Source organism: Leptolyngbya cf. ectocarpi LEGE 11479, assembly GCF_015207065.1.
In the GTDB taxonomy this organism is placed as follows: domain Bacteria; phylum Cyanobacteriota; class Cyanobacteriia; order Phormidesmidales; family Phormidesmidaceae; genus Leptothoe; species Leptothoe ectocarpi.
The window spans coordinates 1-25,112 of the sequence record NZ_JADEXP010000049.1 but is presented as its reverse complement, the minus strand read 5'-3'; the positions used below and the strand labels follow the sequence as shown (position 1 = coordinate 25,112).

Below are 25,112 nucleotides of genomic sequence, written 5' to 3'. Positions count from 1 at the left end.
CCATGATAGAGAGTATTTAGAGCCGAAAATAGCTATCCCATGGTCAATGGCAGCCCTACAACTTTAAGTAAATCTGTGCAGCTCTTATGAACGAAACAAAACCAGATAAGATACTCTAAAAATTTTGCGCTGCTGGAGAACAACCTTAAGAAACGTTGAAAAGCTTGAATATATAAAGACTATGGGCTAGGAAAAGCAATACAATGTTAGACATCTTAAAAAGATCTAAATAAAGCTTTAATCAGAAGTTCTTCCACCACTGAGTATCAGCCAATCATCAGCATTGCGACTGACACACCTTGAAGTGATGAAGCCGTCGGTTTTTCAAGGGAGCGGAGCAATCGCTCTTCTCTCCAGCAGTCGAAATCTTCTGCCGTCGCCGTTATGTAGGAGTTCAAGAAACTTTGGAAAGCGTAAAAGAGAAAATCTTGGTCGTCGATGACGAAGCCAGTATCCGTCGTATTTTGGAAACCCGTCTTTCGATGATTGGGTATGACGTCGTTACTGCAGCAGATGGAGAAGAGGCCTTAGACACATTTCGTCACGAAATTCCTGACTTAGTGGTACTGGACGTCATGATGCCTAAGCTAGATGGCTATGGCGTTTGCCAAGAGTTACGCAAAGAATCTGATATTCCAATCATCATGCTAACAGCCCTGGGGGATGTTGCTGATCGCATCACAGGTTTAGAGCTAGGCGCTGATGACTATGTGGTTAAACCCTTCTCCCCCAAAGAATTAGAGGCCAGAATTCGTTCTGTCCTCCGGCGTGTGGAAAAGACTGGCACCTCAGGGATTCCCAGCTCAGGCGTCATCACGATCAATAACATTCGCATTGATACCAACAAGCGTCAGGTCTATAAGGGTGACGAACGCATCCGTCTAACGGGTATGGAGTTTAGCCTCCTAGAGCTGTTGGTAAGTCGCTCTGGGGAACCTTTCTCGCGGTCTGAGATTTTGCAAGAGGTTTGGGGATATACGCCAGAGCGTCATGTTGACACGCGGGTAGTTGACGTGCATATCTCCAGACTGCGCGCCAAGCTAGAGGACGATCCGAGTAATCCTGAGCTGATTTTGACGGCCCGGGGAACGGGGTATTTATTCCAGCGGATTGTCGAGCCTGGCGAAGAATAACAGCGTTTGTAGAGAACAAGCGTATTTGGCTTGTATCTTAGCCGTGGCCACGTCCAGAACTGGAGTTTTTCCCCAGAGGAAATTACAGAATTCCAATTGGACTCTACTTGGATGTGGCTTGGCTTTCAGTACAAAAGCACCATTAATGGCAAAATATTTGGAAACTTTGGACTGAACTTTTGTCAGAAAACCGTAGTTGTAAATTTTTCACTCGGTTTCAGTCTGATAGAATTTCTTAAAGTTTCTATAGATTCAATTCGATGGGCTTAACTCAAGCGCGGATCGCAGTTGATGCAATGGGGGGCGATTATGCACCTGCTGAAATCGTTGCTGGAGCTATTAGGGCAAGAGAAGAGCTAGATGTTGAAATCTTGCTTGTTGGCGATCCTGAACAAATTAGGGCTTCTGTAGCTGACCCCGACAGCCTTAGTCGGCTTGAGATTGTGCCATCTGAAGGCACGATTGAAATGCATGAAGAACCCCTCAGCGCTCTGCGGAAGAAGCGGAGGGCATCTATTAATGTCGCCATGGATATGGTGAAAAAGGGTCGGGCAGATGCGGTTGTATCGGCTGGCCATTCCGGAGCAGCTATGGCAGCCGCACTTTTGCGTTTGGGCCGTATTAAGGGCATCGACCGACCCGCTATCGGTGCGGTATTTCCAACGGTGGTAGCCGGGAAGCCCGTTTTAATTCTGGACGTGGGGGCCAACGTTGATTGCCGTCCTAAATTTTTAGAGCAGTTTGCCCTGATGGGTAGTGTTTATTCTGAGTATGCCTTTGGAGCCCATAATCCCCGTGTGGGTCTGCTTAATATTGGCGAAGAGCCCAGCAAGGGCAATGATGTTGCGGTGCAGGTGTATCAGGCCCTCAGCGAATCGCCAACGATTAATTTTGTGGGCAATGCGGAAGGGCGAGATGTGCTCTCAGGCAATTTTGACGTGATTGTCTGCGATGGGTTTGTGGGCAATGTGCTGTTGAAATTTGCTGAAGCCGTCGGTGAAGCCGCCATGAATATTCTCCGAGAGGAACTGCCACGCGGTATTTTAGGAAAGCTGGGGGTGCTCATTCTAAAAGGCAACCTCAAGCGCATCAAACAACGACTCGATCACGCTGAACACGGTGGGGCATTGCTGTTAGGTGTGAATGGCGTGGCGGTCATCAGCCATGGCAGCTCTAACGCACCGTCTATTTTTAATGCCATTCGCCTGTCTAAGGAGGCGGTGGATAATGGTGTGATTGGGCATATCCAGGGGCAGTACCAAAAGGTTGCTGCATCGGTGACCAACGGAGACTAAAAAATAATGATAAACGGTGGGGCCGGTGTGGCCTTTATTGGTAGCGGTAGCGCTCAGGTTGAGGCAGCGCTGAGTAATGAGATGCTGAGCCGCGTCGTGGATACCTCCGATGAATGGATTGCTACGCGTACAGGCATTAGTCAACGCCACATAGCCAGTGCAGCAGACTCTTTGACAATGCTCGCTGCCCAGGCTGCAAAAGGTGCGATCGCATCCGCAAATCTCACCCCCGATGATATTGATCTGATCATTCTGGCCACCTCCACCCCCGATGATTTGTTTGGCACCGCCTGCCAGGTACAGGCCGCCATCGGTGCCACGCGGGCGGTGGCTTTTGACCTAACAGCGGCCTGCTCAGGGTTTGTGTTTGGCATTGTGACAGCAGCCCAGTTTATTCGCACAGGTACATACCAAAATGTTGTCGTCATCGGGGCTGACCTGCTCAGCCGCTGGGTGGACTGGGAAGACCGCACCACCTGTGTGCTGTTTGGCGATGGGGCCGGAGCCGTAGTCATGCAGGCCTGCGATCGCGACCGCCTGCTGGGCTCTGAAATGCGCAGCGATGGCAGCCTAAACGGCTGCTTAAATTTGGCCTATACAGCGGCATCAACTCCCTTAGTGGATGGGGTTACCACCCAAAAAGGCACCTTTAACACCATTACCATGAACGGTCGCGAAGTCTATCGCTTTGCCGTCAGTCGAGTGCCAGAAGTCTTAGAAAAAACTCTTTTCCATGCCGGGTTAGCCGCTGACAATATTGACTGGCTAATTTTGCACCAAGCCAATCAGCGCATCTTGGACGCCGTTGCCAAGCGCCTCAAGCTACCCCGTGAGCGGGTAGTGAGCAACATGGCCAAGCACGGTAACACCTCTGCCGCCTCAATCCCCATTGCCCTCGATGAATGGGTCCGTAGCGGTAAAATTCAATCCGGCCACACAATCGCTGTGTCTGGCTTTGGGGCAGGACTTACCTGGGGCGCAGCTCTGCTCGAATGGGGACTGTGACATGCTTGCTGATCCAGCTCTTTCCTAATGGGTCATTTGCTGAGACAGTGAAAAACAGACAAATACACGATTAAACATGACAAAAACCGTGTGGGTATTTCCTGGGCAAGGGTCCCAGGCCGTGGGAATGGGCAGTGATTTGGCTGACGTGGCCAAGGACAAGTTTGCCGAAGCTGATGATGTGCTGGGCTGGTCAGTGTTGGGACTGTGCCAAAGCGACGAAGCTAAGCTTGCCGATACCCTATATACCCAACCCTGTCTTTACGTAATTGAATGCATATTGGCCGATTTACTCAAGGCCAAAAGTATGCAGCCAGATCTCGTAGCAGGCCACAGCCTAGGAGAATATTCCGCCCTCTACACAGCGGAAGTCTTTAATTTTGTCGCTGGATTACGTTTAGTCAAGCGCCGGGCTGAGCTGATGGCCCAGGCCGCCGATGGAGCCATGGCTGCCCTGATGGGGTTTAACCGAGACGAGCTAGATGACAAACTGGCTACCACTGAGGGGGTGGTTTTGGCCAACGACAATAATCCTGGCCAAGTCGTAATTTCAGGCACCCCGGAGGCAGTGGAAACCGTTATGACCGGTATTAAAGCCAAGCGAGCCGTCAAACTCAACGTCAGCGGTGCATTTCATTCTCCGCTGATGGCCCCTGCTGCCCATGAATTTGACCAAATTTTGAGCGATCTACCCTTTAAGACAGCCACAATACCAGTGCTCTCCAATGTGGACCCCACCCCCAGTACTGACGGAGATGTGCTCAAACAACGACTCATGCAACAAATGACCGGCTCGGTTCGCTGGCGGGAAATCTCACTGAGCCTGCCCGACCAAGCTGTGGAGACCGTGGTTGAAGTAGGCCCCGGTAAAGTCTTAGCTGGATTAACCAAGCGCACCTGCCGCAGCCTCACGCTAAAAAACGTAGGCACCCTGGAACAGGTAGAAACCATATAGGCTGTGTTGATGAATGACATACAACAACAGCGCGAGCCAAAGATCAGTCTGGCCCTCTATCACCTGTTCAAATGGTCGATAGTCAACCCCATGCTACGAGCCTATTTTCGCGGACACATCTATGGTGCCGAAAATATGCCGACGTCAGGTCCAGTGCTCGTTGTCGCCAACCATGCTAGCGATTTTGACCCGCCCATTGTCTCTTCATGTGTGCGTCGTCCCGTCGCATACATGACCAAACAAGAGCTGTTTAAGGTACCGGTACTGGCCCCGGCTATTCGGGCCTATGGCGCCTATCCAGTTCAGCGAGGAGGGTCTGCCCGTGGGGCGATTCGAGCGGCGCTGGAACAGCTCGATCAGGGCTGGGCGGTCGGCGTATTTCTCCAAGGAACTCGCACCCCCGATGGTCGGATTCCTGACCCCAAGCTAGGGGCTGCGATGATTGCGGCCAAGGCTCAGGTGCCCTTGGTGCCCGTCAGTCTGTGGGGCACCCACCGAATTTTGCCACGGGGGGCAGTCTTTCCAAAACCTCTGCCCGTCACGGTACGAATTGGTCAACCGATTACGCCGCCGAGTTCTAGCAAAGACAAAGCAGAGCTGACAGCAGTGACGCAGTATTGTTGCGATCGCATTCACGCCATGCACGATCTGGCCCGATGACCCAAAGGCTACAATGTTTTTTTGGCATTGCTGATTTTCCCACTGCCCAGCGGAGCACTAACCATGACCCAAAACTTGAGACAAGAGCTAGCCCATATGGTGGGTCCCACCCAGTGGAATTGGCTAAAGCCCCATATTGCCCGCGATGCAGTTGTCTTGGTAAACCCCCAGCTTGATCTAGTGGATGTAGGCGTGGCCCTGACCAATGACAATGTGCAATCTGTCCAGCGTTGGATTGGCGAACAGCTGATTACGAAACCCACCCAAGATCAGCTTAAGACTTGGGGGGTATCTGGTCCCACCAATCAGCTCCGGTCTTTGATCGTCCAGCCCTACGTTCTCGTCCAAGAAATTCTCAAAGCTGCGGACACCGATAGTGGCTCCCCGACCTAATCCCCAGCCTCAAACTTCGCTGGAAAAAGTGCAAATCGTTTTGACTCAGTTAGACAACTCGGCACTGATCCGGTTTCTACTGCTGCTGGCCAGCGGTTGGGCCTTACTTCAGGTCCTAGACTATTTTGAAATTGTGGTGGTCATTTTTGTCATCTCCACAATTTTGGCATTTTTGCTCAGTTATCCCGTCACCTGGTGTCGACGGTTCCTTCCCCGTAGCCTGGCCGTTTTTACCGTATTTATGGTGGCTTTGGTTTTAGTGGGCGGTATTGTCACCACCCTGGCGCTAGCTGTCATTGCCCAGGGGCAGAGCCTGTTAGACAATGGCACGGACTTTCTCAATTCTCTACAGCCACTGATAGAAAGCATTGAAACCACACTGCGCCAGTGGAATGTGCAGGTAGACTTACAAACCCTAGGGGAGCAGCTACAGCAACAGGCCACCACACTGCTGGGTTCAGGCTTAGGACTGGTGCAAACTTTACTGGAAAATTTTATCAACGGTATTCTGATTGCCGTCGTAACGTTTTTTATGATGCTAGACGGTCCCCGGCTTTGGCGATTGTTCTTAAAAGCCATTCCCGAACACCAGCAACAACCGCTAACCCTCACCATTCAAAAGAATCTTCTAGGTTTTTTTTGGGGACGGTTGCTGTTATCTATCTTTTTTGCAATCTCTACATTTGCTGTCTTTTTACTGTTACAGATTCCCTACGCCCTAGTTCTAGCAGTCATTGCAGGCTTATTTGATCTAATTCCTGGGATTGGTGCAACGCTGGGTGTGGGTCTAATTGGGCTGTTGTTGTTGTCCCAAGGTATTGGCACCGCTATCCAATCAGTTGTGGTATGTATTTTGCTACAGCAGGTTGAAGAAAATATCCTATTACCCCATGTGATGCGAGACTCTCTTAACATTAATCCTGTGGTGATGTTTTTTGCCCTGATTGTGGGGGTGCGCGTGGCGGGACTGTTGGGATTGTTTCTGGCGATTCCCATAGCCGGGGTGATTGTGAGCCTTTTAGATGTGGATGAAATGAAAGGGCGGGCGTTGTAGAGGCGTTCCATGGAACGCTTCTACAAAATATAAAAATGAGAGCCTTTGACCCCGGACGATACAAATGTTTAGCCGTTCTATTAAGCATTTCAACAATGCTCTGAATCAGTTGACGGCTTCGGGAAAACTCGGCATGGTGATTCAAGAGGTCCCACGCCATGTCGATGACGAAATCTGCGCTTAGCCCTCCATCGCTAAATTTAATCCAAAGCCCCATTCCCTGGCTGCGAGCATTCTGGAAGTTTTCTCGGCCCCATACCATTGCTGGCACTAGCTTAAGTGTGCTGGGTTTATTTGGTATTGCCTGGGCCGCTCGTCACCCGCTCGGGCTGTCCCCTGGGACATTTCATGTATGGCAGGGGGTGAGTTCCCTGTGGCTAACATGGTTGGCCTGCATCTGTACCAATATTTACATCGTCGGTCTGAACCAGATTGAAGATGTTGCGGTTGATCGTCTCAATAAGCCCTATTTGCCCATTGCCTCGGGGGAGTTTTCTGCCCCCCAGGCCAGGATGCTGGTGGGCATTGCCTGTAGTGGAGCGATCCTATTAGCAGTCGTTTCCCAGAGCCTTTATTTGGTGGCAACTGTCTGGTTCAGTCTGGCCATTGGGACGGCCTATTCTCTGCCGCCGCTACAGCTGAAGCGATTTCCGCTCTTGGGCTCGGGCTGTAAGCTTCTGGTGCGGGGAGCTGTGGTCAATTTAGGCATTTTTCTACATGCCTCTAGTCAATTGGGATTAATGCCCCATATCCCAGGGCGGATATGGGTACTAGCCCTGGTGGTGCTGGTATTTAGCAGTGCGATCGCACTGCTAAAAAAATTACGCGACGGTGCTAGCAAAAGTATGGATAGTCTGAGCATCGCCAAGGTTTTCAAACTGGTCTGGTGGCTTCTAACCATTTGTTACAGCGGCCTCATAATAGCGGCCCGGTTTATCCCCGCTATCAATGCTGAATTTCTGATGGTGACCCATGGCTTAGCACTGGGTTATTTTTGGTACCTAAGCCGTCAGGTCCAGCTAGACTCTAACAACACCGATGCGACTGGTCTGAGCTGTAAAGACTACTATCAGTTCATCTGGAAATTATTTTTTATCGAATACCTGATTTTCCCAACAGCCTGTTTATTACATTAGAGCGCACCGACAGTCAGCATGAACTTGGATAATTGCCGGGCCGAGTCAGGTCTATGGCTGAACTCAAGTTTCTAGCGGGACAAAAAAGGCAGATAATCAAAGGTGATTGCTTGCTGAAAACAAAAAATCTAACCATGTCTGACCTGCCGACCAGTCTTGAGGAAACCATCGATCAGGCTATTGCCTCTACTAAGGCTGCGATCGCAGATGGTATTCCCCGTCTGCAGGTAGAAATGGTAATCCCAGAACTCAAACAGCAGCCCATTGCCGAACGGTTTCTCAGTCTGTTTGAAGACCTGGGTTTGCAATTCAAAGTTTATTTTCCCGATGCCGGAGCCGCCGCCCTGGCTAAACGTGACTGGAATAATCCAGACTTCACTATCCGAGGTATCAACGAAGTTCAAGCCACCGTCGAGCCGGACGATGAGGCTTTTCTGATCGTCAATCCGTCTGCCGTTGAAGTGCAAGATGTGGAAAAACTCTGCGAGGCCGCCCAAGATCGCACCGTCATTATCTTGAATCCGCAACTAGAGGATGTCAGCATTGTCGGCATTGGCTACGCCGCTCGTCAGCTACGTGAGCGGTTTTTAAGCACCTTAAACTCTTGCTACTACTACCGACCGATGGCCGATGCCGCTATTCTGCATCGCCATCCCCAGGGCTGGCAAGTATGGCAAGAACTCAACGACCAGTATGAACTCCAGGCTGAACTGTCCCAACGGCCCTCTAGTGAAGAGCTAGAAAAAATCCTCTATGGGGAAACCGAAAATAGTACGGCACCGAAACCCAAAAAAAGTCTGCTGGGCGAAGTGCAAAAGTTTTTGAGGGCACTGAGCCAGTAGAGAATGAAGGTATCTTTTATAGATAGACACAGATGGCTATAGGGCTGATTATTCTCTACTGGGTCCTGCTCGTTGTCATGGGAGCTGGCATTATCGGTGCGTTTGTTCCCGCATTTCCTGGCATTGGACTGATTGTAGCTGCCATTGCAATTTGGGGTGCGATCGCAGGTTTTAGCAAAGCGGTATTAGTCGCCCTGGGAATTGCCGTCGCCATTTTTGCCGTAACCACCGCCATCGACTACTTAGCTGGCTACCTGGGGGCCAAAAAAGTAGGGGCCAGTAACTGGGGGCAAATTGGAGCCGTGATCGGCATGGTCCTCGGTCTGCTGGGACTGCTACCGGCGCTACCCGTGGGCGGTCCGATTTTTGGCCTTTTATTGGGCTCCATGGCTGGAGCCTTTATCGGGGAAATGCTGCATCGTCGCGACCTGGCCGTGGTTGAGCGGTGTAAGTTAGGAGCGAAAGTTAGTTTAGCGATTGTCGTCAGCTCTCTCCTGGGCAACATAATCGCTGGGGTATTGTCTATTATTGCAACAGTGGTGTTCCTGGTCGCAACCTGGCCGACAGTAATGTCGTCAGCGTTATAAACCGCTTTGCGAAAATGCTTCCTGAACTATCTCAGCCCATGGCTCACCCAGAACACCTAGACCTGTTAACTGCTGGCATCAGGGTTTGGAATCGCTGGCGTCAGCAAAATGCTCACATTCGCCCTAACCTGAGGGCAGCCGACTTAAAAGGCGTCGATTTAGCTGGATTTAACCTGCGGCAGACGTACTTAAGCGGTGCCGATTTAAGCCGCGCCTATTTATTCGAAGCCAACCTACGTGAAACCAATCTGCAGGGGGTAAATCTGAGTCACTGCTGTTTGATTGGTGCCGACCTCACCCAGGCGTATTTGGCGGACGCGAATTTGTACCATGCCTATTTGTCCCAGGCAAATCTGACTGAGGCCTATTTTGGCCATGGGAATTTAGAAAAGGCCAACCTCAGCGATACTGTGCTCGATCGGGCCTATTTTGGTCAGGCCAATATACAAGCAACAGACTTTAGCGATGCTCAGAACTTGGAACCCCTACAGCTGCGGTTGGCACAAAACTTTGAGTTGGCTATTTTAACTGCAGAAGCAGACGGGGCTAACGAGCCAGAACGAGCATTGGCGCTCAGGGTTCCCTCACCCTAGACCGCGACCGGATAGCGCACTCCCACATCCTTTAGTCGCTGTATTGCCTCTTTGAGACGCGCTTCGTCAGCAATCAAGCTGACGCGAACGAACCCTTCCCCGCCTTCACCAAAGGCGCTGCCAGGGGTCACGACCACACCCGTCTTTTGTAAAACATCAAAGGCAAAATCAGCAGCGGTCATATCTGGGGGACAGGGCACCCACAGATACATGGTGGCGTTAGTTTTTGGCACATCCCAGCCCAGTTCGGCCAAACCGGCAATGAGACAGTCGCGTCGCGTACGATAGCGATGGCGCACGTCTTCTAGGTAAGAGTCCGGCAGATTGAGGGCGGTCTCAGCAGCGGTTTGGATAGCGGAGAAGATGCCGTAGTCGAGGTTAGTTTTGAGGGTGCGCAATCCCTGAATAATGTGGCGGTTGCCCACAACAAAGCCCACACGCCAACCGGCCATATTATAGGTTTTGGAAAGGGTGTGAAACTCAACGCTAAATTCTTTGGCACCGGGAATTTCCAGAACACTGGTGGGCTGATAGCCGTCAAAGGCCAGCTCGGCATAGCACAGGTCATGAACTAGCATGATTTCATAGTGCTTGGCAAAGGCAACAATCTCTTCAAAGAAGGCTCTGGGGGCGGTGGCTCCGGTGGGGTTGTTGGGATAGTTAAAGTACAGCACCTTGGCCTGACGGGCGACGGTCTCTGGAATGGTGGAGATGTCGATTAGCCAGTCGTTTTCTAGGGTGAGTATGAGGGGATGAATGTGGGCATTTGCGATCGCAGGTCCTCGAAAATGTGCCGGATAGGACGGTGTCGGCACTAGTACCGTATCCCCCGGATCCAAATAGGCCAGGGCCAGGTGCGTAAGACCTTCCTTCGACCCCAGCAGGGGCAACGCCTCACCCTCAGGGTCCAGGCTCACTCCGTAGCGGCGGTGATACCAGGCCGTAATCGCATTGCGAAAGCTGGCGGTGCCTTCAAAGGGAGGATAGCCATGCTGAGCAGGATCTGCTAGAGCCTTTTGCGCCGCCTCAACCACGGGCGCAGGGGTGGGGCCGCCGGGATTCCCCATGCCCAGGTCAATCAGGTCTAAACCCTGAGCGCGAGCATTGGCTTTGAGTTCATCCAACCGCGCAAAGGCGTAGGGAGGCAATTGTGAAAGTCTCTGTGCTTTTTTCATCCAAGCTAGGGTCATGGCCTTACCTCCTCATGACGATGGTGATGATTTTGTTTTGACTGGTGGTGTTTTGGCTAACAACGTGCGAGCGGGCTCGGCGCGTCGACAGGGGGCTGTGGTGGACACCATGGCCGCCATTACCTGTTGAGGACTGACCTCAAACGGCAGGTGGTGAATGTCTGAGCGGGGCTGACAGGCAAACTCGGCAACCTGGCGTAGCTCCATTAGAGTCATGCCACCCAAGCCTAGATCGCTCAGGGTCATGGGCAATCCAATTTGGGTATAAAACTTGAGCAACTGCTGACGAGACGACATCGCTAACGTATTGCCCGATTCCATTTCCTCCAGGCGTAGTTGCACCAAGATACCATAGGCAACTTTTTCGCCATGGAGCATGGTGTGGCTGGCTGGAATTTGAGTCAAACCGTTGTGGACTGCATGGGCAGCAACAGTCCGACACTGGGCTCCCCCCATGCCGCCAATCACACCGGCCATGAGCACCGAGGCATCGACCACTTCGCGCCAGTCATCACCGCCAGGATTTTCTAAGGCGGCGGCGGATTTTTGAAAGAGAATATCCCGCAGAATGCGAGCCTGCTGTACCGCGCCAATAATCAGGGTTTGGGATGAATGGCCGCTGCTGACAGAGGCTTCGTACCACTTTGCGATCGCATCGCCAATGCCCGCCACCAATGTCCGCTGGGGAGCCGTCGCCACTAAGTCGTAGTCCAGCAGCAACAGCTCTGGACAGGTGGGCAGCCCCACATCGTAACGAAATGCACCTCGCTCAGAATACACATTTGATAAGGCCGTCCAGGCAGCACATGTGGCCGCCGAGGTGGGGATAGTAACCACCGGCAGCCGGGTTTGATGAGCCACCAGCTTGGCTGTATCTAGGGCTTTTCCCCCTCCTACACCAATGATCACGTCAGCCCTGTGGGCATCAACCGCCTGACGCAGATGGACCAGGGACGTTTCACAACAGTCTGTCTGGTAGGAGGCGCGGGCAACACTTAGCGTACTCAGCGCCTCTAGAAATGGTTTGGTCACCTGCAGCGTGCGAGCCCCTCCTACCAATAAGGGTCGCTGTCCTAATCTGGCAATATGGGCAGCACCCTCAGATAAAATGCCAGCGCCCCTGACCACTTGGGCTGGTGCCACCATCAGTGTAGATAACGTAGACATGGTTGCCTCTCGACAGATGAAATGCTTGAGATTGAAATGCTTGCGGGCAAAGTTGACTTCAAGAAGGAGCTGTGGAGATTCCTGAACGTTACCATGGTCAAGGATTTTAAGCCTTAACGGGCGTTGCGCTCTCAGATACCCAGACAGAATTTTTTAGACACTAACTGTCCTGGGAGGCCGCTCGGGCTTTGGCCAGGGCAGAGCGAGAAAGGGTAATGTTATACCCCGACTCAGACTGGGCATCGGGCTGAATCTGCCCCAGATATAGCAAGTCTGAAATACCGGGATCACGATGAACAATTGTGCGGGCACGAACCCGAGGCCCCTGACCTCCTGCACCGCCCAATTGGCTAGGATTAAACGAATTAATGGCGGCCTGTTGCAGGGTAGCCTCTAGCTGAGGGTCCGTAATTGTTGGGGGGACAGCAATTACCAGCTGGGATGCCCCTGAGTCGTAAACGGTGACATAGGGGATCGAACCTTCCACAGTGGTTGATACCAACGGCTGAAAGCTAAGGCCAAATAACCCTGCTGTGAGCACGCCACAGAACCCGGTCACGCCCACTAATCGAAATCGAATTCCCCACTTAGTTAAAAACGCCAACGCTGTCAGAGCTGCAAAGGCTAGCGTAGCGAGGCCCATCCACTTGGTCGCCTCTAGAAAAAGTTCGGGAGTTGGCATAGCAAACCAGCGCTTTTAATGTGTAATCAGCATAACGCTATTAATCGTATCAGTGGACACCTGCGAATCAGGGAAAACATTGGAAAGAAAGCCCCAGTTTAATAAGCTAGCCGACCTTTCAGGGAAGTTAGACAATTTTGCGGATAGGGCTCACTAAAGACTATCTACAGAATTTATCAGGATGTCATGCTAAACCGATGGCAAGCGGGAGGATTACTGACTCTGACCTTGGGGAGTTTGGGCCTAGTCAGTCTTGGCTGGCAACAGCCTTGGAGTCAAGGGGAGCACTCACCACAGCTGCCCCAAGATCCCAACATTCAGGTTTTCTTTAACCATAGGGAGGCTAGCCGCTATGACGATCCCTACCGTCGTGTCCGTCGCTCGGGGGATAACCTGGAGCAAGTGTTGGTGGAGGCCATTGACCAGGCGAGTACATCCATCGACCTAGCGGTACAGGAACTAAACCTGCCTCAGGTGGCCACAGCCTTGATAGCAAAGGCACGGGCTGGCATACCTGTCAGAATAATTTTGGAAAATCAGTACAGTGACGGGTGGAGTCAGCACAGCTCTACCTGGATACGGCAGCAGGATGACCATAGCCGGGGCAAACACGAAAATTTGTTTGCATTTGGTGACATTAACGGGGATGGGCAAGTTTCCCTCGATGAAGCCGCCCGGCGCGATGCGGTCCTGATGTTACGGCAGGCCGGCATCCCGATTGTGGACGATACCGACGATGGTAGTAAAGGTAGTGGTTTGATGCATCACAAGTTTTTGGTGGTGGACGGTCGCCGTGTGGTTACTGGCTCGGCGAACTTTACTCTGTCTGGTATTCATGGTGATTGGCTAGTACCCGAAAGCCGGGGCAATGCCAACGTTCTGGTGCGTGTTGAGAGTATCGATCTGGCCACTGCCTATACCCAAGAATTTGAGCTAATGTGGGGCGATGGACCCAAGGGTCAGCCCGACAGTCTGTTTGGATCGGCCAAATTGGTGAGACCGCAGCAAACTGTTGTGTTGCCTGACGGTCAGATCACCGTGCAATTTTCACCCCACCGCGCTGATACCCCGCGTCAGCAAACTACCAATGGCGTCATTGCTGACACTCTCAGCCACGCCAGTCAATCAGCCGATTTAGCCTTGTTTGTGTTTACCGATCAGGAAATTGCCGATGCGCTGGCGGCCAGCAATCTCAATATTCGTGCCCTAGTTGATCGGAGCTTTATCTATCGCTATCACAGTGAAGCTTTGGATATGCTGGGTCTGGCGTTACCTGATCATCGCTGTCGGTACGAAAAAAGCAATCAGCCCTGGCAACCATCGATCAGCACTGTGGGCTATCCAGTCTTAGCGGATGGCGACAAGCTACACCACAAATTTGCCCTGTTAGACAATCATACGGTCATCATCGGCTCCCACAATTGGAGCAAGGCTGCTAATCATACCAATGATGAGAATCTGTTGATTATCAAAAATGCAACTGTAGCTAAGCATTTTGAGCAAGAGTTTGAGAGGCTTTATGATATGGCTGAGCTGGGACGAACTGAGTATCTTTTGGCTCAGATGCGAAAGATGCAGAAGAAATGTGGGGCGTGACTGTTGTGGTTTTGGGATGCTGGATAGTGGCAAAACCGGCTGCGTGGGGTCCCTCCGAGTTCCCCACACCCCCTGGCTAGGGCGTTCCGCCGCCCTAGGACCCTACGGGAAAATATCAGTGTTATCCTCGATAGCGGGTTTGGGGCTCGGCAAGGTGGTTTAGAATTTTGCGCGCTGCGACAAAATTCTAAAAAGGGTAGTTATCTAGCTCGTTGTTGGCTATTGGCTCAATAGAGATAACCTGACTAATCGACCCCGCCGTAACCCAGCCTTCACCTGTATTTTCGCTGTAAACGGCAACCTACTTTCGGGGGGTGTGGGGGAATTAGGCCCCCACGAACAGGGGGTTTCAGGGGGGCAAGCCCTGAGCGCCCCCTATCGCCATCAGCCAGCCCCACTGCGCTACTTTAAACCTTTTCGCAGCTTCGTCTGAATTCGTCTATAAAATAAATACAGTTCTCTCCAACGAGTCAAACTGGCAATATCCGAAGGATATTTCTGACGATAGTCAAAAAACTGATTTAGCTCAGTCAAAATGGTTTCTAACCGAGGAACTAACTGCTCAGTACGATAGGGTGCGAAAAAGCTGTCGGGTAGATTACTCGGCTGCCAGTCATCTAAAACAGCAGTGATCCGCTGAACATCATACCCTGTGGCGTAGCCTGCAATCTTATAACAGTTCTCTCCAGGGTCGAGATAATCGGCGAGGGCATGGTTAACGCTGGAAAATACCTGACAACCACAGGCAAGCGCTTCCATGGGGGGCAGGCCAAACCCTTCGGTGAGGCGATACTGCACCCAGTATTCTGCTGAATCATAGAGATAGATCTTGGCCCGGTTAAACAAAGCCATAAGATCGTCTACGAAGGAGTCAACAACAACAACATTAAATCTTTTTTGTAGTTCAGGGATGAGCTGCTGGCTGACATATTCAGACGTTTTTCTGGCTTGGACGAGAATATCAATATCGCGATGGAGCTGGCGGTTGCTGACATCTTTGGGGAGCTGATTGGGCAGCCAGTAGAGCAGGGAGTTTTGCGATCGCGCCCCCCAATAGCCCATGGTATTGCGACTAACCGACACAATTGGCACCTGGGGAGGGACCGAGAAACCATAGCCTGAGCTGTGGGCATGGTAAACCACATGAGCGTGGGAGAGCCTGTGCAAATATTTCGGCACATCAAACCCCCAGCTCACTACAAAAATGTAGCGATTGAGATCTCCCTGCTGAAGCACATCATCAATAAACGGATGGTTCTCTTCTCGCTGGCGATAGGTAACCACCTCTGCCTCACACACCTGCTGAGCCAGCTTGAGCGTATTCAGCTCAGCGAAGAGACCCCCACAATAAAATGATTTTGTTGTTCCGGGCAGGAGAAAATATAGCTTCCTCATCACAAACAGGGTACGGGGGTGCCCAATATCTTACAGGATTGACACCATGAATATGGAACCCAAGAGTAACCTCTATGAATTTTGTAGATGGGTCCCATCTATCCCATGCTTTGTTGATTCAAAATTTGATCCATAGATTAGGGAGTATGCAATCGGTAATCCCCTAGGAGGTTCCCATGAATACCTATTCCTCCAACTTACAAGAACTCGAAATACAGCGTCGCCAGCTAGAGCGGCAGTGGCAGCCCACCCCATCCCAACGATTCAGACAAATAGCTGGCAACTGGCTAAGTACCGCTGGCAACTGGTTGTTGAAAGCCCTCACCGAAGGCGACCAGCTTCGGATTTGGACCAAAGAAACCGAATCTGGCACCCTCTGGTGGGTTTATAACCCCATCGATGGCAAACGCCAACAGTTTGGCTCCGAGCATGCCATGCGCGTGTGGTTTGAAGAACGTTATAAGCACTAAACCCGCCTCAGTTTTCCCCCTAGAATATCCCCCTATCCCTGCCTGGCCGCTGCGGTATAGTAGTTGAGACATTCATGGAAAGGTGCCATGTTCGGTTTAGGTTGGCCAGAGGTGGGCATTATTGCCATTGTCGCCGTTTTAATTTTTGGACCTAAGAAAATTCCTGAGTTAGGCAGTGCCCTTGGCAAAACACTACGCGGCTTCAAGGACGAGATGGATACTGAAGCAGCTGACTTTGAAGATGTGGACTATGTTGAAGACTCGGAACAAAGTTAGTTAATCCATGTCTGTGTAAGTAGTAGGTACATGGTTGGAGCTACCTACTACTAGCAAGCGTCTAGTGAGCATATAGTAGGCATTACAGGAAGGTGGCATAGCCGTCTTCCTGTTTTTTTAGCTGTTTTTAGGCACTAGGGCAACCACGAGGATTGCCCTGATGGAGCGGGTTAAATGCCTAGCCGCTGGTAAACCTTGTCTAGATTTCTGAGCTGATAGTCAGGGTTAAAGGCAGCGTTGATTTCGTCTGCCGATAGGTTGTCTTTAACCTGGGGGTCTTGGGAAATCAAAGTCTGAAAATCACCCCCCTCAACGTTCCAGGCTGCGTGGGCGCAACGTTGCACAATCTGGTAAGCATCTTCACGGGCAATGCCTTTCTCTACTAGCGATAGCAGCACCCGCTGACTAAAGACCACACCGCCGTACATGTTCATATTGCGCTTCATGTTTTCGGGGTAGACCTGTAGGTTCTGCACCAGCTTGGTGGTTTCCACCAGCATAAAGTGCATCAGAATACAGCTGTCAGGAAAGATCACCCGTTCCACAGAGCTATGGGAAATGTCGCGCTCATGCCAGAGGGCCACATTTTCTAAGGCCGCTAAAGCATTGGTGCGAATGATGCGGGCCAGCCCTGTCAAACGCTCGGACTTAATCGGGTTACGCTTGTGGGGCATGGCTGAGGAGCCCTTTTGGCCCTTGGCAAAAAATTCTTCCACCTCCAGCACATCGGTACGCTGCAGGTTACGGATTTCTACCGCAAAACGCTCGATGGAGGCGGCTAACCCCGCCAGAGTGGTCATAAATTCGGCATGGACATCACGTGAAATCACCTGGGTAGAGGCAGTATCTGGCTTGAGGCCCAGCTTCTGACAGGTAAGGGCTTCGATTTCTGGATCGATGTTGGCATAGGTGCCGACGGCTCCTGAAATTTGACCGACGGCGATTTCATCCTGAATGCGACACAGACGCTCGCGATGACGCAGCACTTCCGCCAGCCAGCCAGCTAGCTTAAAGCCAAAGGTCATGGGCTCGGCGTGAATCCCGTGGGAGCGGCCAATCATAACGGTATTGCGATGGTCCTGGGCCTGGTTGCGCAGCACCTGAATCAGCTGCTCCACCTGGGACAAGATCACTTTATGGCTGGCCACAATTTGTAGAGAAAGCGCCGTATCTAGCACGTCGGAGCTGGTCATCCCCAAGTGGATATAGCGACCCGCATCGCCAACGTGTTCATTCACATTGGTTAGAAAGGCAATCACATCGTGGCGGACTTCAGCCTCAATTTCTAGAATCCGCGCCACATCAAATTTGGCCTTGGCTTTGATTTCGTCCACCGCTGCTTGAGGGATCCGGCCCAACTCGGCTTGGGCTTCGCAAACGGCGATTTCGACCTGTAGCCAGGTTTGGAATTTGTATTCGTCGGTCCAAAGTTCGCCCATCTCGGGCAGGGTGTAACGTTCAATCAAAACTAGTGTCGCAGGATACAACCGATCTATTGTAAGCGGGCGGTTGTCGGTTACTCAGTCGAAATTAATAATAGTGAGGATTTGATTACACACTGATTAATACTCGAATCCCCCCAGGGTTTACTCAAACCGGCTGGGGGGATTCTTTTTGAGTCTTCAGCTTACAGTATTTAACAAAACCGGATAGATGCAGACCAGCGTTAATCGACTTCAATCGATTCAAACGCGCTGAGTACAGACCAGGATAGACGCGTTGCTACGGTGGCAAGGGCGATAATTGCAACCATTGTCAGCACCGCATAGGGCATATGCAACCCGAACAAAATCATGCTGATCAGTAATAGGGCAAGCAGGGTAATGTCCAAAGCCTTGTCCTCAAAACTATTGCTGTCACCTTCTATAGTAGATATTTCTCTATGGGAGTATTTACCTTGGAAAGAAACTTATTAATGGTTCATGTTCATATACGGTCGGCCTTGAGGGCTGTGATCGGCTAAATCCAATGAGCTATCCCTGGAATGCTTTGGCAATGCGGTGTATGCCTGCTTTTATTTGGTCCTCGTTGATGGCGGTGTAGCCAAAGACAAACTCGCCCACGTTACGAGGTATTTCATACTGGACCTGGGCGCTACAGAGTTCTACACCGACATGAGCGGCTTTTGCGATCGCATCCTCATCACTCATCGCCAAAGGCAGCTTTGCCATAATATGCAGCCCCGCACTATCGCCCAAAATCTCCACCGACTCCCCAAAGTGTTCATAGAGCGCATTTACCAGGACATTACGTCGTTGTTCATAGCACAGCCTCATTTTGCGAATGTGACGTTCCAGATGCCCCGCTGCAATAAACTCTGCCAGGGCATATTGACTCAGGGTGGGCGGCTGCCGGTCGGCTAGCCACTTAGCTTTACCAAAAACCGTTACTAAAGACTCAGGCAAAACCAAATAGCCCAGACGAATGCTAGGGAACATCACCTTAGAAAACGTGCCCACGTACAGCACCGATGCATGGCTATCGAGACCCTGGAGGGAGGGAATGGGTCGTCCGCCGTAGCGATATTCGCTGTCGTAGTCGTCTTCAACAATGAGCGAGCCTGTCTTATCAGCCCATTGCAACAGCGCCAACCGCCTGGGCAGCGACAGCAAAGCCCCTGTGGGAAACTGATGGGACGGAGTAACGTATACCAGCCGGGGTACTGCGCCATGGTTGATTAGCTCTTCTATAATTAGCCCCTCTTGATCCAATCCGATGGGCAACAGATTGGCTCCGCTAGCCGTAAAAATGTGGCGGGCACCTCGATAGCCAGATTCTTCTATAGCTACGCTGTCGTCAGGATTGACCAACAGCTGAGTAATAAGACTCAGCGCCTGTTGACTACCGTTGGTAATCAGCACCTGGTCGGGGGTGCAGCATACTGCGCGTGCCCGTTTGAGATAGTCGGCAATGGCCTCTCGCAATGGCTGATAGCCCAGCGACTCATCGGTGTAGTTGAGCCACTGGGTGGTAGCGCGACAATGTTTAGATAACAGCTTTCGCCATAGTTCCACTGGGAACAAATCTAGGGCGGGATGGCCATAGCGAAAACTAATCTCAGAAGAGTTTTCAAAATGTCGCTGTGGCGACTGATTTACTCGCTGACCATAGGCTGACAACGGAATATAGACAACAGATTTTAACTGCCGCTCAACAGTCTCTGTTTCTAACAACATTTCCGGTAGCTGATCGCAGACATAGGTACCGGAGCCAGGACGAGTTTGCAAATAGCCTTCGCTGATGAGCTGATCGCACCCTTGGGTGACGGTGGTGCGGGAAAGACCTAAAGATTTTGCCAGCGATCGCGATGCAGGCAGACGCTGCCCCGACGGCAGCCGACCTGAGAGAATGGCCCGACGCAGCTGGCTGTAGACCTGCTGATGTAAGGGCTCTGATAGAGATGAATCGATGACTAAGGCCAATTCCATCGGCGCTCTTCAAAATTAGGCTAAAAATTGGACTGGTTATTTGATTATAAATTGGCTCTAGCCGAGGGCCAATTGTATTCGCTAGAGTGCGATCGCACAGGTTCAGACCGGAGAATAACCTTATGAAAACAGCGCGAACCCAGGTGAAGCGCGTACCCAAACGGGGGCATTACGATTTAGAGACAGTTTACTCAATTTTGGATGCCGGGCTCATCTGCCATGTGGGATTTGCAACAGAAGGACAGCCGTTTGTGATTCCGACCGCCTATGGCCGCCTTGATAACCGGTTGTTTATCCACGGGGCTGCCGCTAGTCGAATGTTGCGATCGCTGCAGCAAGGGATTGAGGTGTGTGTCACCGTCACCCTGCTGGATGGACTAGTCCTGGCACGGTCGGCCATGCACCATTCAATGAACTATCGCTCAGTGGTCATGTTTGGGACAGCGGAGCTGGTGAGTGAGCGAGAGGAGAAACTGAAGGCGCTCTATGCTTTTACGGAGCATGTGATGGCGGGACGGTGGGCGGAGACGCGGGAGCCCAACGAACAGGAACTACAGGCGACAACTGTTTTAGCATTACCGATTGATGAGGCATCAGCGAAGATTCGCACCGGTCCACCAGTGGATGATGCGGCGGACTATGAGCTGCCGCACTGGGCAGGGGTGATTCCGTTGAGGATGCAGGCGGGGGAGCCGATTGTGGATCCGAAGTTGGCAGCGGGGATTGCGGTGCCGGAACAGGTGGAGCGGTATTTGGAGATTGGCAGGGGTTAGAAAAGTGGCGTAGGCGATTGGTGGGGAGTTTGAAGGTGTTGCTTGGGGGCCCTCCGAGTTCCCCAAACCCCCTGGGCAGGGCCGGAACGCCGCCCTACAACCCAACGTACTGGGTGATCTCAAATTGCATGAGTTAGGGGTTACGGCGAGGTCAGTGATGTGTATCCTGAACAGGTTTCTGCAGAAAGTTTAGAACACAGAGCCCGAGCATGAGATGACCGCTTATCAGGTACTAAGGATCTTTTCTCCAAAAAGATTTAGTTCATTGGCGGTATGGTCAGTCCCTTTAGAGCAACGTTGTCTTCTAATCCTTTTGCTTGAACCAAAACGCCGAAGGTGCCTAGGCCCATGGGGCTCATGTCCATGAGCTGATGGAGTGCGGCGCGACGTTGGATTAGTTGGTTAAAGCCGTTGGGGCCGGGGGTGATGGATTGGGTGAGGTTGGCGATGCGATCGCCAAGGCCGAGGGCCATGAGAAAGAGACCTTGCTGGGTGTAGCCGAGGTTGGTGAGTCCGAGTTGTTCGCCGTGGTGTTGTAGGGCGGTGAAGTCAATGTGGGCGGTGAGGTCTTGCTGACCGATGTTGGTGTAGGGGTCATCGTGGTGGCGGTGCTGGTGGTAGCACTTGAGGGTGCCCTTGTGGCGGGCGGGGCTGTAGTAGCGTGGGGCGGTGTGGCCGTAGTCAATGGTGAGGAGAAATCCTCGGTCGAGACGGCTGGCGGCGGTGTTGAGCCAGTCGAGGGCAGCGAGGTTGACCTCGGTGCGGTAGCCGTCGGGGTAGGCGTCGGTGAGGAGATCGATGTCGATGAGGTCGAAGTAGCGGGTGATTTTTTCGGTGGAGAGGGGGCCGAGGGTTTCTTGGAGCGTGTTGTTTTGGGTAGTGACGTAGACTTCCTGGAGTTGATTGTTGTGTTTTTCGACGATGTGGACAGGGAAGGCGTCGATGAGTTCGTTGGAGAAGAGGCAGCCGGTGATAGGAGAAAGCTCGTTAAGGGTAGTCCAGGTAATCTTTTGGTCAGCTAGGCGTTTTTGTTGGAGGGTGCGGAGGGCAGGAGACTTTTCGATGATGGTGTAGGTGAGAGCGGCGTAGCAGTCGGGTTGGTGCTGCTGCAGGTAGGTTAGGACATCGGCGGCGATCAGGCCCTGGCCTGCGCCCATTTCGACTAGGTGAAACGGGTCGGGGTGGTCGAGGGTATGCCACATATCGGCAAACTGGACGGCGAGGAGTTGGCCGAAGTCGTCGCTGAGGTGGGGGGAGGTGATGAAGTCGCCGTCGGGGCCAAGGATGGAGGGTTTAGTGGTGTAGTAGCCGTGATCGGGGTGGTAGAGGGCGAGGTCCATGTAGGACGCAAAGGGGATGCGCTGGTGCGGTGAAGATTGAATTTTGGTTACGATAATGGCGCTAAGGTCAGCAGGGTTAGTCATTACGGCTTGTGATATACCAGCACTGTCATAGTTTAATGGCTAGGATACTAATAGAGGGCGTTGGCACTACATGAAAATGCTCGTGGATACTCATGCGTTACTAATACAGTGATGAACAAGCTCAACAGCTACCGACAAATCATTCAAAAAATATTGACTGAGTATCAGCTGTGGGCGGCTGTGGCTAATCAGCCGGGAGTACAGCAATGTCTGTCTTTTGACGAGGCTCGGGACCAGTATTTATGGTTTCATGTGGGCTGGCGGGAGAAGACACGCGATTTTGGGGTGACGGTTTATCTGCGGATTGAAAACGATGAGGTTTGGATTGAAGAAGATTGGACAAAGCAGGGGATTGCTAATGAGCTGTTGGATGCGGGCATTCCGGCTGAGGATATTATTTTGGGGTTCCAGCATCCTAGTAAGCGACCGCTGACAGAGTTTGCAGCAGCGTAAGGTTCATCGGTTCTGTTCATTGTTATCAGTTGAACGACTGGTGAGTAAGGTAGGCATGATGGTGACGCAGGTGGTCCAGACTACAAGGGAACTCTCAAAGAGACGATCTTGCTGTTCGGTGAGTGTAGGCTGAGCGGCAAGATGAATGGCGGTGCCACCGGAGGCGATGGTTAGGGATAGGAACGCTGCAATAGTGAGTTTGGTGACTAGGTTGTTCATGTAAATAAATCCTTGCTTGAGGTGATGTATCTACTGTGGCAAGGACGATTGAGAGTTTTTTCCATGACTTAGGCTGACTTGCCTGACTTAGGCTGACTTATTTCTGTAGTTTGGGTTAGGCTGGCGATAATTCAGAGGTTTTGCCCGTTAAGACTATGCAACCATTGCCGCAGTTTTTTTTAGAAAAAGTTGCTAGGGAATACGATCTATCAGCTGATCAAACAAAAGCTCTGGTAAAACGTCTGAGCGATGGGGACGTAGAACAGGAAGATGCGGAATCGCTGCATATCAGTGTCAACGCCTTGCGTAGTAGGATGACTGGGGTTTATGCAAAGTTTAGTATTCGTCACAAAGGCCCAGGAAAACTGAGGGTATTGCACGATTTTTTGCTACCGAAGTACCAAAAGGCCAAGCCTTCTCAGGTGCCAGAAAACAACAACGACATTACAGCACTCGCCCAAGAGATACGCCGCAAGGTAAAGGATGATATCCATGCGCGCTGTGGAAAGATACGGGTGTTGGATATGGAGCAACCAATCGGACTAGGCGATATCTACACCAAGGTAAATATTTTGGAAAAACTCTTAAGCAATAGACGACTAGGTATTGATGAGCTGCTGATAGGCTCTGATATTAAGCAATTTGACCGGTTGATGTTGGGTAAGGTTCGTCAGAAACGTGTGCTTGGGGTGGAGGCAGTCAAGCAATATGACAAGCTGATGATTTTGGGTAAACCGGGGGCAGGAAAAACCACATTTATGAAGCGTTTGGCGACATTGTGTAACCAGAACCAGTTTCAGGAGCACCGTGTGCCTGTGTTCGTGACATTGAAGGAATTTGCAGAGGCAATGGGGCAGCCAGGGTTGCAGGACTATATTACTAAGCAGTGGAGTCATTGTGGAATCGATAAGCCTGACTCAGCCGCTGTGTTGAAACAGGGACTGGCGCTAATACTCTTGGATGGACTGGATGAGGTGCAGGAAGCTGAGCATGACCGAGTGCTGCAGGAGATCAAAGACTTTACAAGGCAGTTTCGAGACTGTCAGTTTGTGATGACCTGTCGAATTGCAGCACGAGAGTATGTTTTTCAGCAGTTTACTGAAGTAGAGGTAGCAGACTTTGATGCTGACCAAATTACTGAGTTCGCAACCAAATGGTTTAAAGCGAAAAAAGATGACAAAAAGGAAGAAACCTTTATTCAGCGATTAGAAAGCAACAAACCGATCAAAGAACTAGCTACAAACCCTCTGCTGCTAACGCTGCTATGTTTGGTATTTGGTGAGGCAGCTGACTTTCCAGCCAATCGAGCAGAATTGTATAAAGAGGGGTTGGACGTGCTGCTTAAGAAGTGGGACGCTAAGCGAAATATTGAACGTGATCGGGTCTATAAAAAGCTATCGCTAAAGCGGAAAGAAGATCTTCTGAGTCAGCTAGCATTCTATGCATTTGATCGGGGAGATTACTTCTTTAAGCAAGCGGTAGCCGAAAGACAAATTGTTGGATATATTCGCAATTTACCAGGGGCGCAAGATGATGAAGACGCCCTTCATCTAGATGGAACAGATGTTTTGAACTCGATTGAAGCTCAGCATGGTCTTCTAGTAGAGAGAGCTAAGGGAATTTATTCTTTCTCTCATCTGACGTTTCAGGAATATTTCACAGCGAAACAGATTACTCGTTCAACCGCTTTACTGCATGAAGAACTGGCAAAATTATCAGGACATATTGTAGAGAAACGTTACAGAGAAATTTTCTTATTGACGGTTGGTATGCTGCCGGAAGCAGATGATTTGCTAAGGCTAATGAAGCAAAATATTGATCAGCTCTTAGCTGATGATCCAGACTTACAAAAGTTGCTGAGTTGGCTGAATCAAAAACTTAAATCTGTGGATGTTTCTTATAGAGAGGCAGCCATACGAGCTTTTTACCTCGACCTTTATCTTTACCGCGAACGAGATCGCGTCCGCGTCCGTGTCCGCGACCGTAACCTAGAGGTCAAAATTGACCTCGACTTCGACCTCGACCTTGATCTCACCTTCAGTCTCGACCTTGACCTCTTTCGTGATCTCTATCTCGACCTCGACCTCTACTGCGATCTCGACCTTGATCTTGACCTCTACCGCATCCTTTACCTCGACCTTGACCTTGACCTTGTCCTCGATCGCGCCCTCGACCGTATCCGCACTTCTAAACTAAAGCTTAAGCTTGAAGCTTTGAAAGATCAGCTGCCAGGGATCAATAATACTGATGTTTTACAACAGTGGTGGAAAGAACACGGAAAAAAATGGATATACAAATTAAGATCTGTGATAATTGAGCATCGCAATATTGGCCATGACTGGCAGTTTACAGAAATACAAAAAGAGAAACTACAACAGTACTACGA

General features: G+C 51.1%; 26 protein-coding genes. 17 read left to right on the top strand and 9 right to left on the bottom strand.

Features of this window, described 5'->3' with window-relative positions; all coding sequences use genetic code 11:
* Window positions 1-404: 404 nt before the first annotated feature.
* From rpaB to IQ260_RS07995, 11 genes are all read left to right on the top strand, one after another.
* On the top strand, window positions 405-1,133 hold the full coding sequence (gene rpaB, locus IQ260_RS08045) for a response regulator transcription factor RpaB (protein ID WP_031294240.1): 729 nt from the start codon (window positions 405-407) through the stop codon (window positions 1,131-1,133).
* A gap of 260 nt (window positions 1,134-1,393) precedes the next feature.
* Complete coding sequence (gene plsX / locus IQ260_RS08040) at window positions 1,394-2,428, top strand: phosphate acyltransferase PlsX (RefSeq protein ID WP_193992463.1); 1,035 nt, start codon at window positions 1,394-1,396, stop codon at window positions 2,426-2,428.
* A gap of 6 nt (window positions 2,429-2,434) precedes the next feature.
* A complete protein-coding gene (locus tag IQ260_RS08035) occupies window positions 2,435-3,433 on the top strand; it encodes a beta-ketoacyl-ACP synthase III (protein WP_193992461.1) in 999 nt (332 codons plus the stop codon).
* 76 nt (window positions 3,434-3,509) lie between these two features.
* A complete protein-coding gene (gene fabD / locus IQ260_RS08030; protein WP_193992459.1) occupies window positions 3,510-4,388 on the top strand; it encodes an ACP S-malonyltransferase in 879 nt (292 codons plus the stop codon).
* A gap of 9 nt (window positions 4,389-4,397) precedes the next feature.
* Window positions 4,398-5,048 carry a lysophospholipid acyltransferase family protein gene (locus IQ260_RS08025; protein WP_228015705.1) on the top strand — a complete coding sequence of 217 codons (651 nt, stop codon included), beginning with the start codon at window positions 4,398-4,400 and terminating at the stop codon, window positions 5,046-5,048.
* Window positions 5,049-5,111: 63 nt separating this feature from the next.
* Complete coding sequence (locus tag IQ260_RS08020; RefSeq protein ID WP_193992457.1) at window positions 5,112-5,441, top strand: DUF2288 domain-containing protein; 330 nt, start codon at window positions 5,112-5,114, stop codon at window positions 5,439-5,441.
* Complete coding sequence (locus IQ260_RS08015) at window positions 5,425-6,495, top strand: AI-2E family transporter (protein WP_193992456.1); 1,071 nt, start codon at window positions 5,425-5,427, stop codon at window positions 6,493-6,495. The genes IQ260_RS08020 and IQ260_RS08015 overlap by 17 nt, the downstream gene beginning before the upstream one ends.
* Window positions 6,496-6,659: 164 nt before the next feature.
* Complete coding sequence (locus IQ260_RS08010; RefSeq protein ID WP_193992455.1) at window positions 6,660-7,631, top strand: homogentisate phytyltransferase; 972 nt, start codon at window positions 6,660-6,662, stop codon at window positions 7,629-7,631.
* A 134-nt stretch (window positions 7,632-7,765) separates the two neighbouring features.
* Window positions 7,766-8,473, top strand: a complete 708-nt coding sequence (locus tag IQ260_RS08005; protein ID WP_193992454.1) for a DUF1995 family protein — start codon at window positions 7,766-7,768, stop codon at window positions 8,471-8,473.
* Between the two features lie 32 nt (window positions 8,474-8,505).
* Entirely contained in the window at window positions 8,506-9,060 is a 555-nt protein-coding gene (locus IQ260_RS08000) for a DUF456 domain-containing protein (RefSeq protein ID WP_193992453.1), read from the top strand.
* Between the two features lie 14 nt (window positions 9,061-9,074).
* On the top strand, window positions 9,075-9,653 hold the full coding sequence (locus tag IQ260_RS07995) for a pentapeptide repeat-containing protein (RefSeq protein ID WP_228015703.1): 579 nt from the start codon (window positions 9,075-9,077) through the stop codon (window positions 9,651-9,653).
* Here IQ260_RS07995 and IQ260_RS07990 read toward each other — a convergent pair.
* The 3 genes from IQ260_RS07990 to IQ260_RS07980 form a co-directional block, all read right to left on the bottom strand.
* On the bottom strand, window positions 9,650-10,843 hold the full coding sequence (locus IQ260_RS07990; protein WP_193992451.1) for an aspartate aminotransferase: 1,194 nt from the start codon (window positions 10,841-10,843) through the stop codon (window positions 9,650-9,652). The genes IQ260_RS07995 and IQ260_RS07990 overlap by 4 nt on opposite strands.
* Before the next feature lie 12 nt (window positions 10,844-10,855).
* The gene (locus IQ260_RS07985; RefSeq protein ID WP_193992450.1) at window positions 10,856-12,010 is read right to left on the bottom strand and encodes an iron-containing alcohol dehydrogenase family protein; all 1,155 of its coding nucleotides are present in this window, start codon (window positions 12,008-12,010) and stop codon (window positions 10,856-10,858) included.
* Window positions 12,011-12,170: 160 nt separating this feature from the next.
* Entirely contained in the window at window positions 12,171-12,692 is a 522-nt protein-coding gene (locus tag IQ260_RS07980) for a Ycf51 family protein (RefSeq protein WP_193992449.1), read from the bottom strand.
* Between the two features lie 186 nt (window positions 12,693-12,878).
* Here IQ260_RS07980 and IQ260_RS07975 point away from each other — a divergent pair, with 186 nt between their 5' ends.
* Window positions 12,879-14,288 carry a phospholipase D-like domain-containing protein gene (locus IQ260_RS07975; RefSeq protein WP_193992447.1) on the top strand — a complete coding sequence of 470 codons (1,410 nt, stop codon included), beginning with the start codon at window positions 12,879-12,881 and terminating at the stop codon, window positions 14,286-14,288.
* Window positions 14,289-14,690: 402 nt separating this feature from the next.
* On the opposite strand, the gene IQ260_RS07970 is transcribed toward IQ260_RS07975, so the two are convergent.
* Window positions 14,691-15,683 carry a glycosyltransferase gene (locus IQ260_RS07970; RefSeq protein ID WP_193992445.1) on the bottom strand — a complete coding sequence of 331 codons (993 nt, stop codon included), beginning with the start codon at window positions 15,681-15,683 and terminating at the stop codon, window positions 14,691-14,693.
* A 176-nt stretch (window positions 15,684-15,859) separates the two neighbouring features.
* On the opposite strand from IQ260_RS07970, the gene IQ260_RS07965 reads away from it, so the two are divergent.
* Together IQ260_RS07965 and tatA are read left to right on the top strand one after the other, a co-directional pair.
* Window positions 15,860-16,153, top strand: coding sequence for a hypothetical protein (locus IQ260_RS07965; RefSeq protein ID WP_193992443.1), 294 nt, complete (start codon window positions 15,860-15,862; stop codon window positions 16,151-16,153).
* Between the two features lie 87 nt (window positions 16,154-16,240).
* Window positions 16,241-16,429 carry a twin-arginine translocase TatA/TatE family subunit gene (gene tatA, locus IQ260_RS07960; protein WP_193992441.1) on the top strand — a complete coding sequence of 63 codons (189 nt, stop codon included), beginning with the start codon at window positions 16,241-16,243 and terminating at the stop codon, window positions 16,427-16,429.
* A gap of 170 nt (window positions 16,430-16,599) precedes the next feature.
* On the opposite strand, the gene purB is transcribed toward tatA, so the two are convergent.
* From purB to pdxR, 3 genes are all read right to left on the bottom strand, one after another.
* Entirely contained in the window at window positions 16,600-17,895 is a 1,296-nt protein-coding gene (purB, locus tag IQ260_RS07955) for an adenylosuccinate lyase (RefSeq protein ID WP_193992439.1), read from the bottom strand.
* A 200-nt stretch (window positions 17,896-18,095) separates the two neighbouring features.
* Window positions 18,096-18,260 carry a hypothetical protein gene (locus IQ260_RS07950; protein WP_193992437.1) on the bottom strand — a complete coding sequence of 55 codons (165 nt, stop codon included), beginning with the start codon at window positions 18,258-18,260 and terminating at the stop codon, window positions 18,096-18,098.
* A gap of 142 nt (window positions 18,261-18,402) precedes the next feature.
* Window positions 18,403-19,857: a MocR-like pyridoxine biosynthesis transcription factor PdxR gene (gene pdxR / locus IQ260_RS07945; RefSeq protein ID WP_193992435.1), complete on the bottom strand. Its 1,455-nt coding sequence runs from the start codon at window positions 19,855-19,857 to the stop codon at window positions 18,403-18,405.
* Window positions 19,858-19,979: 122 nt separating this feature from the next.
* Between pdxR and IQ260_RS07940 the strand changes: the two genes are divergently transcribed.
* The gene (locus IQ260_RS07940; RefSeq protein ID WP_193992433.1) at window positions 19,980-20,630 is read left to right on the top strand and encodes a pyridoxamine 5'-phosphate oxidase family protein; all 651 of its coding nucleotides are present in this window, start codon (window positions 19,980-19,982) and stop codon (window positions 20,628-20,630) included.
* A gap of 257 nt (window positions 20,631-20,887) precedes the next feature.
* Here the strand turns inward: IQ260_RS07940 and IQ260_RS07935 are convergent, their stop codons facing one another.
* Complete coding sequence (locus IQ260_RS07935) at window positions 20,888-22,054, bottom strand: class I SAM-dependent methyltransferase (protein WP_193992431.1); 1,167 nt, start codon at window positions 22,052-22,054, stop codon at window positions 20,888-20,890.
* 111 nt (window positions 22,055-22,165) lie between these two features.
* Here IQ260_RS07935 and IQ260_RS07930 point away from each other — a divergent pair, with 111 nt between their 5' ends.
* Window positions 22,166-22,507, top strand: coding sequence for a XisI protein (locus IQ260_RS07930; RefSeq protein WP_193992429.1), 342 nt, complete (start codon window positions 22,166-22,168; stop codon window positions 22,505-22,507).
* A 3-nt stretch (window positions 22,508-22,510) separates the two neighbouring features.
* Here IQ260_RS07930 and IQ260_RS07925 read toward each other — a convergent pair whose 3' ends face one another.
* Entirely contained in the window at window positions 22,511-22,726 is a 216-nt protein-coding gene (locus IQ260_RS07925; RefSeq protein ID WP_193992427.1) for a hypothetical protein, read from the bottom strand.
* 155 nt (window positions 22,727-22,881) lie between these two features.
* Here IQ260_RS07925 and IQ260_RS07920 point away from each other — a divergent pair.
* Window positions 22,882-25,112, top strand: a 2,231-nt coding sequence (locus IQ260_RS07920) for an NACHT domain-containing protein (protein ID WP_228015701.1), incomplete at its 3' end; no start/stop codon positions are given.

What these genes read in the sequence shown, in the direction of transcription:
- plsX (WP_193992463.1), top strand. Translation starts at nt 1,394, where the DNA reads ATGGGCTTAACTCAAGCGCGGATCGCAGTTGATGCAATGGGGGGCGAT.
- IQ260_RS08035 (WP_193992461.1), top strand. Translation starts at nt 2,435, where the DNA reads ATGATAAACGGTGGGGCCGGTGTGGCCTTTATTGGTAGCGGTAGCGCT.
- fabD (WP_193992459.1), top strand. Translation starts at nt 3,510, where the DNA reads ATGACAAAAACCGTGTGGGTATTTCCTGGGCAAGGGTCCCAGGCCGTG.
- IQ260_RS08025 (WP_228015705.1), top strand. Translation starts at nt 4,398, where the DNA reads ATGAATGACATACAACAACAGCGCGAGCCAAAGATCAGTCTGGCCCTC.
- IQ260_RS08020 (WP_193992457.1), top strand. Translation starts at nt 5,112, where the DNA reads ATGACCCAAAACTTGAGACAAGAGCTAGCCCATATGGTGGGTCCCACC.
- IQ260_RS08010 (WP_193992455.1), top strand. Translation starts at nt 6,660, where the DNA reads ATGACGAAATCTGCGCTTAGCCCTCCATCGCTAAATTTAATCCAAAGC.
- IQ260_RS08005 (WP_193992454.1), top strand. Translation starts at nt 7,766, where the DNA reads ATGTCTGACCTGCCGACCAGTCTTGAGGAAACCATCGATCAGGCTATT.
- IQ260_RS08000 (WP_193992453.1), top strand. Translation starts at nt 8,506, where the DNA reads ATGGCTATAGGGCTGATTATTCTCTACTGGGTCCTGCTCGTTGTCATG.
- IQ260_RS07995 (WP_228015703.1), top strand. Translation starts at nt 9,075, where the DNA reads ATGCTTCCTGAACTATCTCAGCCCATGGCTCACCCAGAACACCTAGAC.
- IQ260_RS07990 (WP_193992451.1), bottom strand. Translation starts at nt 10,843, where the DNA reads ATGACCCTAGCTTGGATGAAAAAAGCACAGAGACTTTCACAATTGCCT.
- IQ260_RS07985 (WP_193992450.1), bottom strand. Translation starts at nt 12,010, where the DNA reads ATGTCTACGTTATCTACACTGATGGTGGCACCAGCCCAAGTGGTCAGG.
- IQ260_RS07980 (WP_193992449.1), bottom strand. Translation starts at nt 12,692, where the DNA reads ATGCCAACTCCCGAACTTTTTCTAGAGGCGACCAAGTGGATGGGCCTC.
- IQ260_RS07975 (WP_193992447.1), top strand. Translation starts at nt 12,879, where the DNA reads ATGCTAAACCGATGGCAAGCGGGAGGATTACTGACTCTGACCTTGGGG.
- IQ260_RS07970 (WP_193992445.1), bottom strand. Translation starts at nt 15,683, where the DNA reads ATGAGGAAGCTATATTTTCTCCTGCCCGGAACAACAAAATCATTTTAT.
- IQ260_RS07965 (WP_193992443.1), top strand. Translation starts at nt 15,860, where the DNA reads ATGAATACCTATTCCTCCAACTTACAAGAACTCGAAATACAGCGTCGC.
- tatA (WP_193992441.1), top strand. Translation starts at nt 16,241, where the DNA reads ATGTTCGGTTTAGGTTGGCCAGAGGTGGGCATTATTGCCATTGTCGCC.
- pdxR (WP_193992435.1), bottom strand. Translation starts at nt 19,857, where the DNA reads ATGGAATTGGCCTTAGTCATCGATTCATCTCTATCAGAGCCCTTACAT.
- IQ260_RS07940 (WP_193992433.1), top strand. Translation starts at nt 19,980, where the DNA reads ATGAAAACAGCGCGAACCCAGGTGAAGCGCGTACCCAAACGGGGGCAT.
- IQ260_RS07935 (WP_193992431.1), bottom strand. Translation starts at nt 22,054, where the DNA reads ATGACTAACCCTGCTGACCTTAGCGCCATTATCGTAACCAAAATTCAA.
- IQ260_RS07930 (WP_193992429.1), top strand. Translation starts at nt 22,166, where the DNA reads ATGAACAAGCTCAACAGCTACCGACAAATCATTCAAAAAATATTGACT.
- IQ260_RS07925 (WP_193992427.1), bottom strand. Translation starts at nt 22,726, where the DNA reads ATGAACAACCTAGTCACCAAACTCACTATTGCAGCGTTCCTATCCCTA.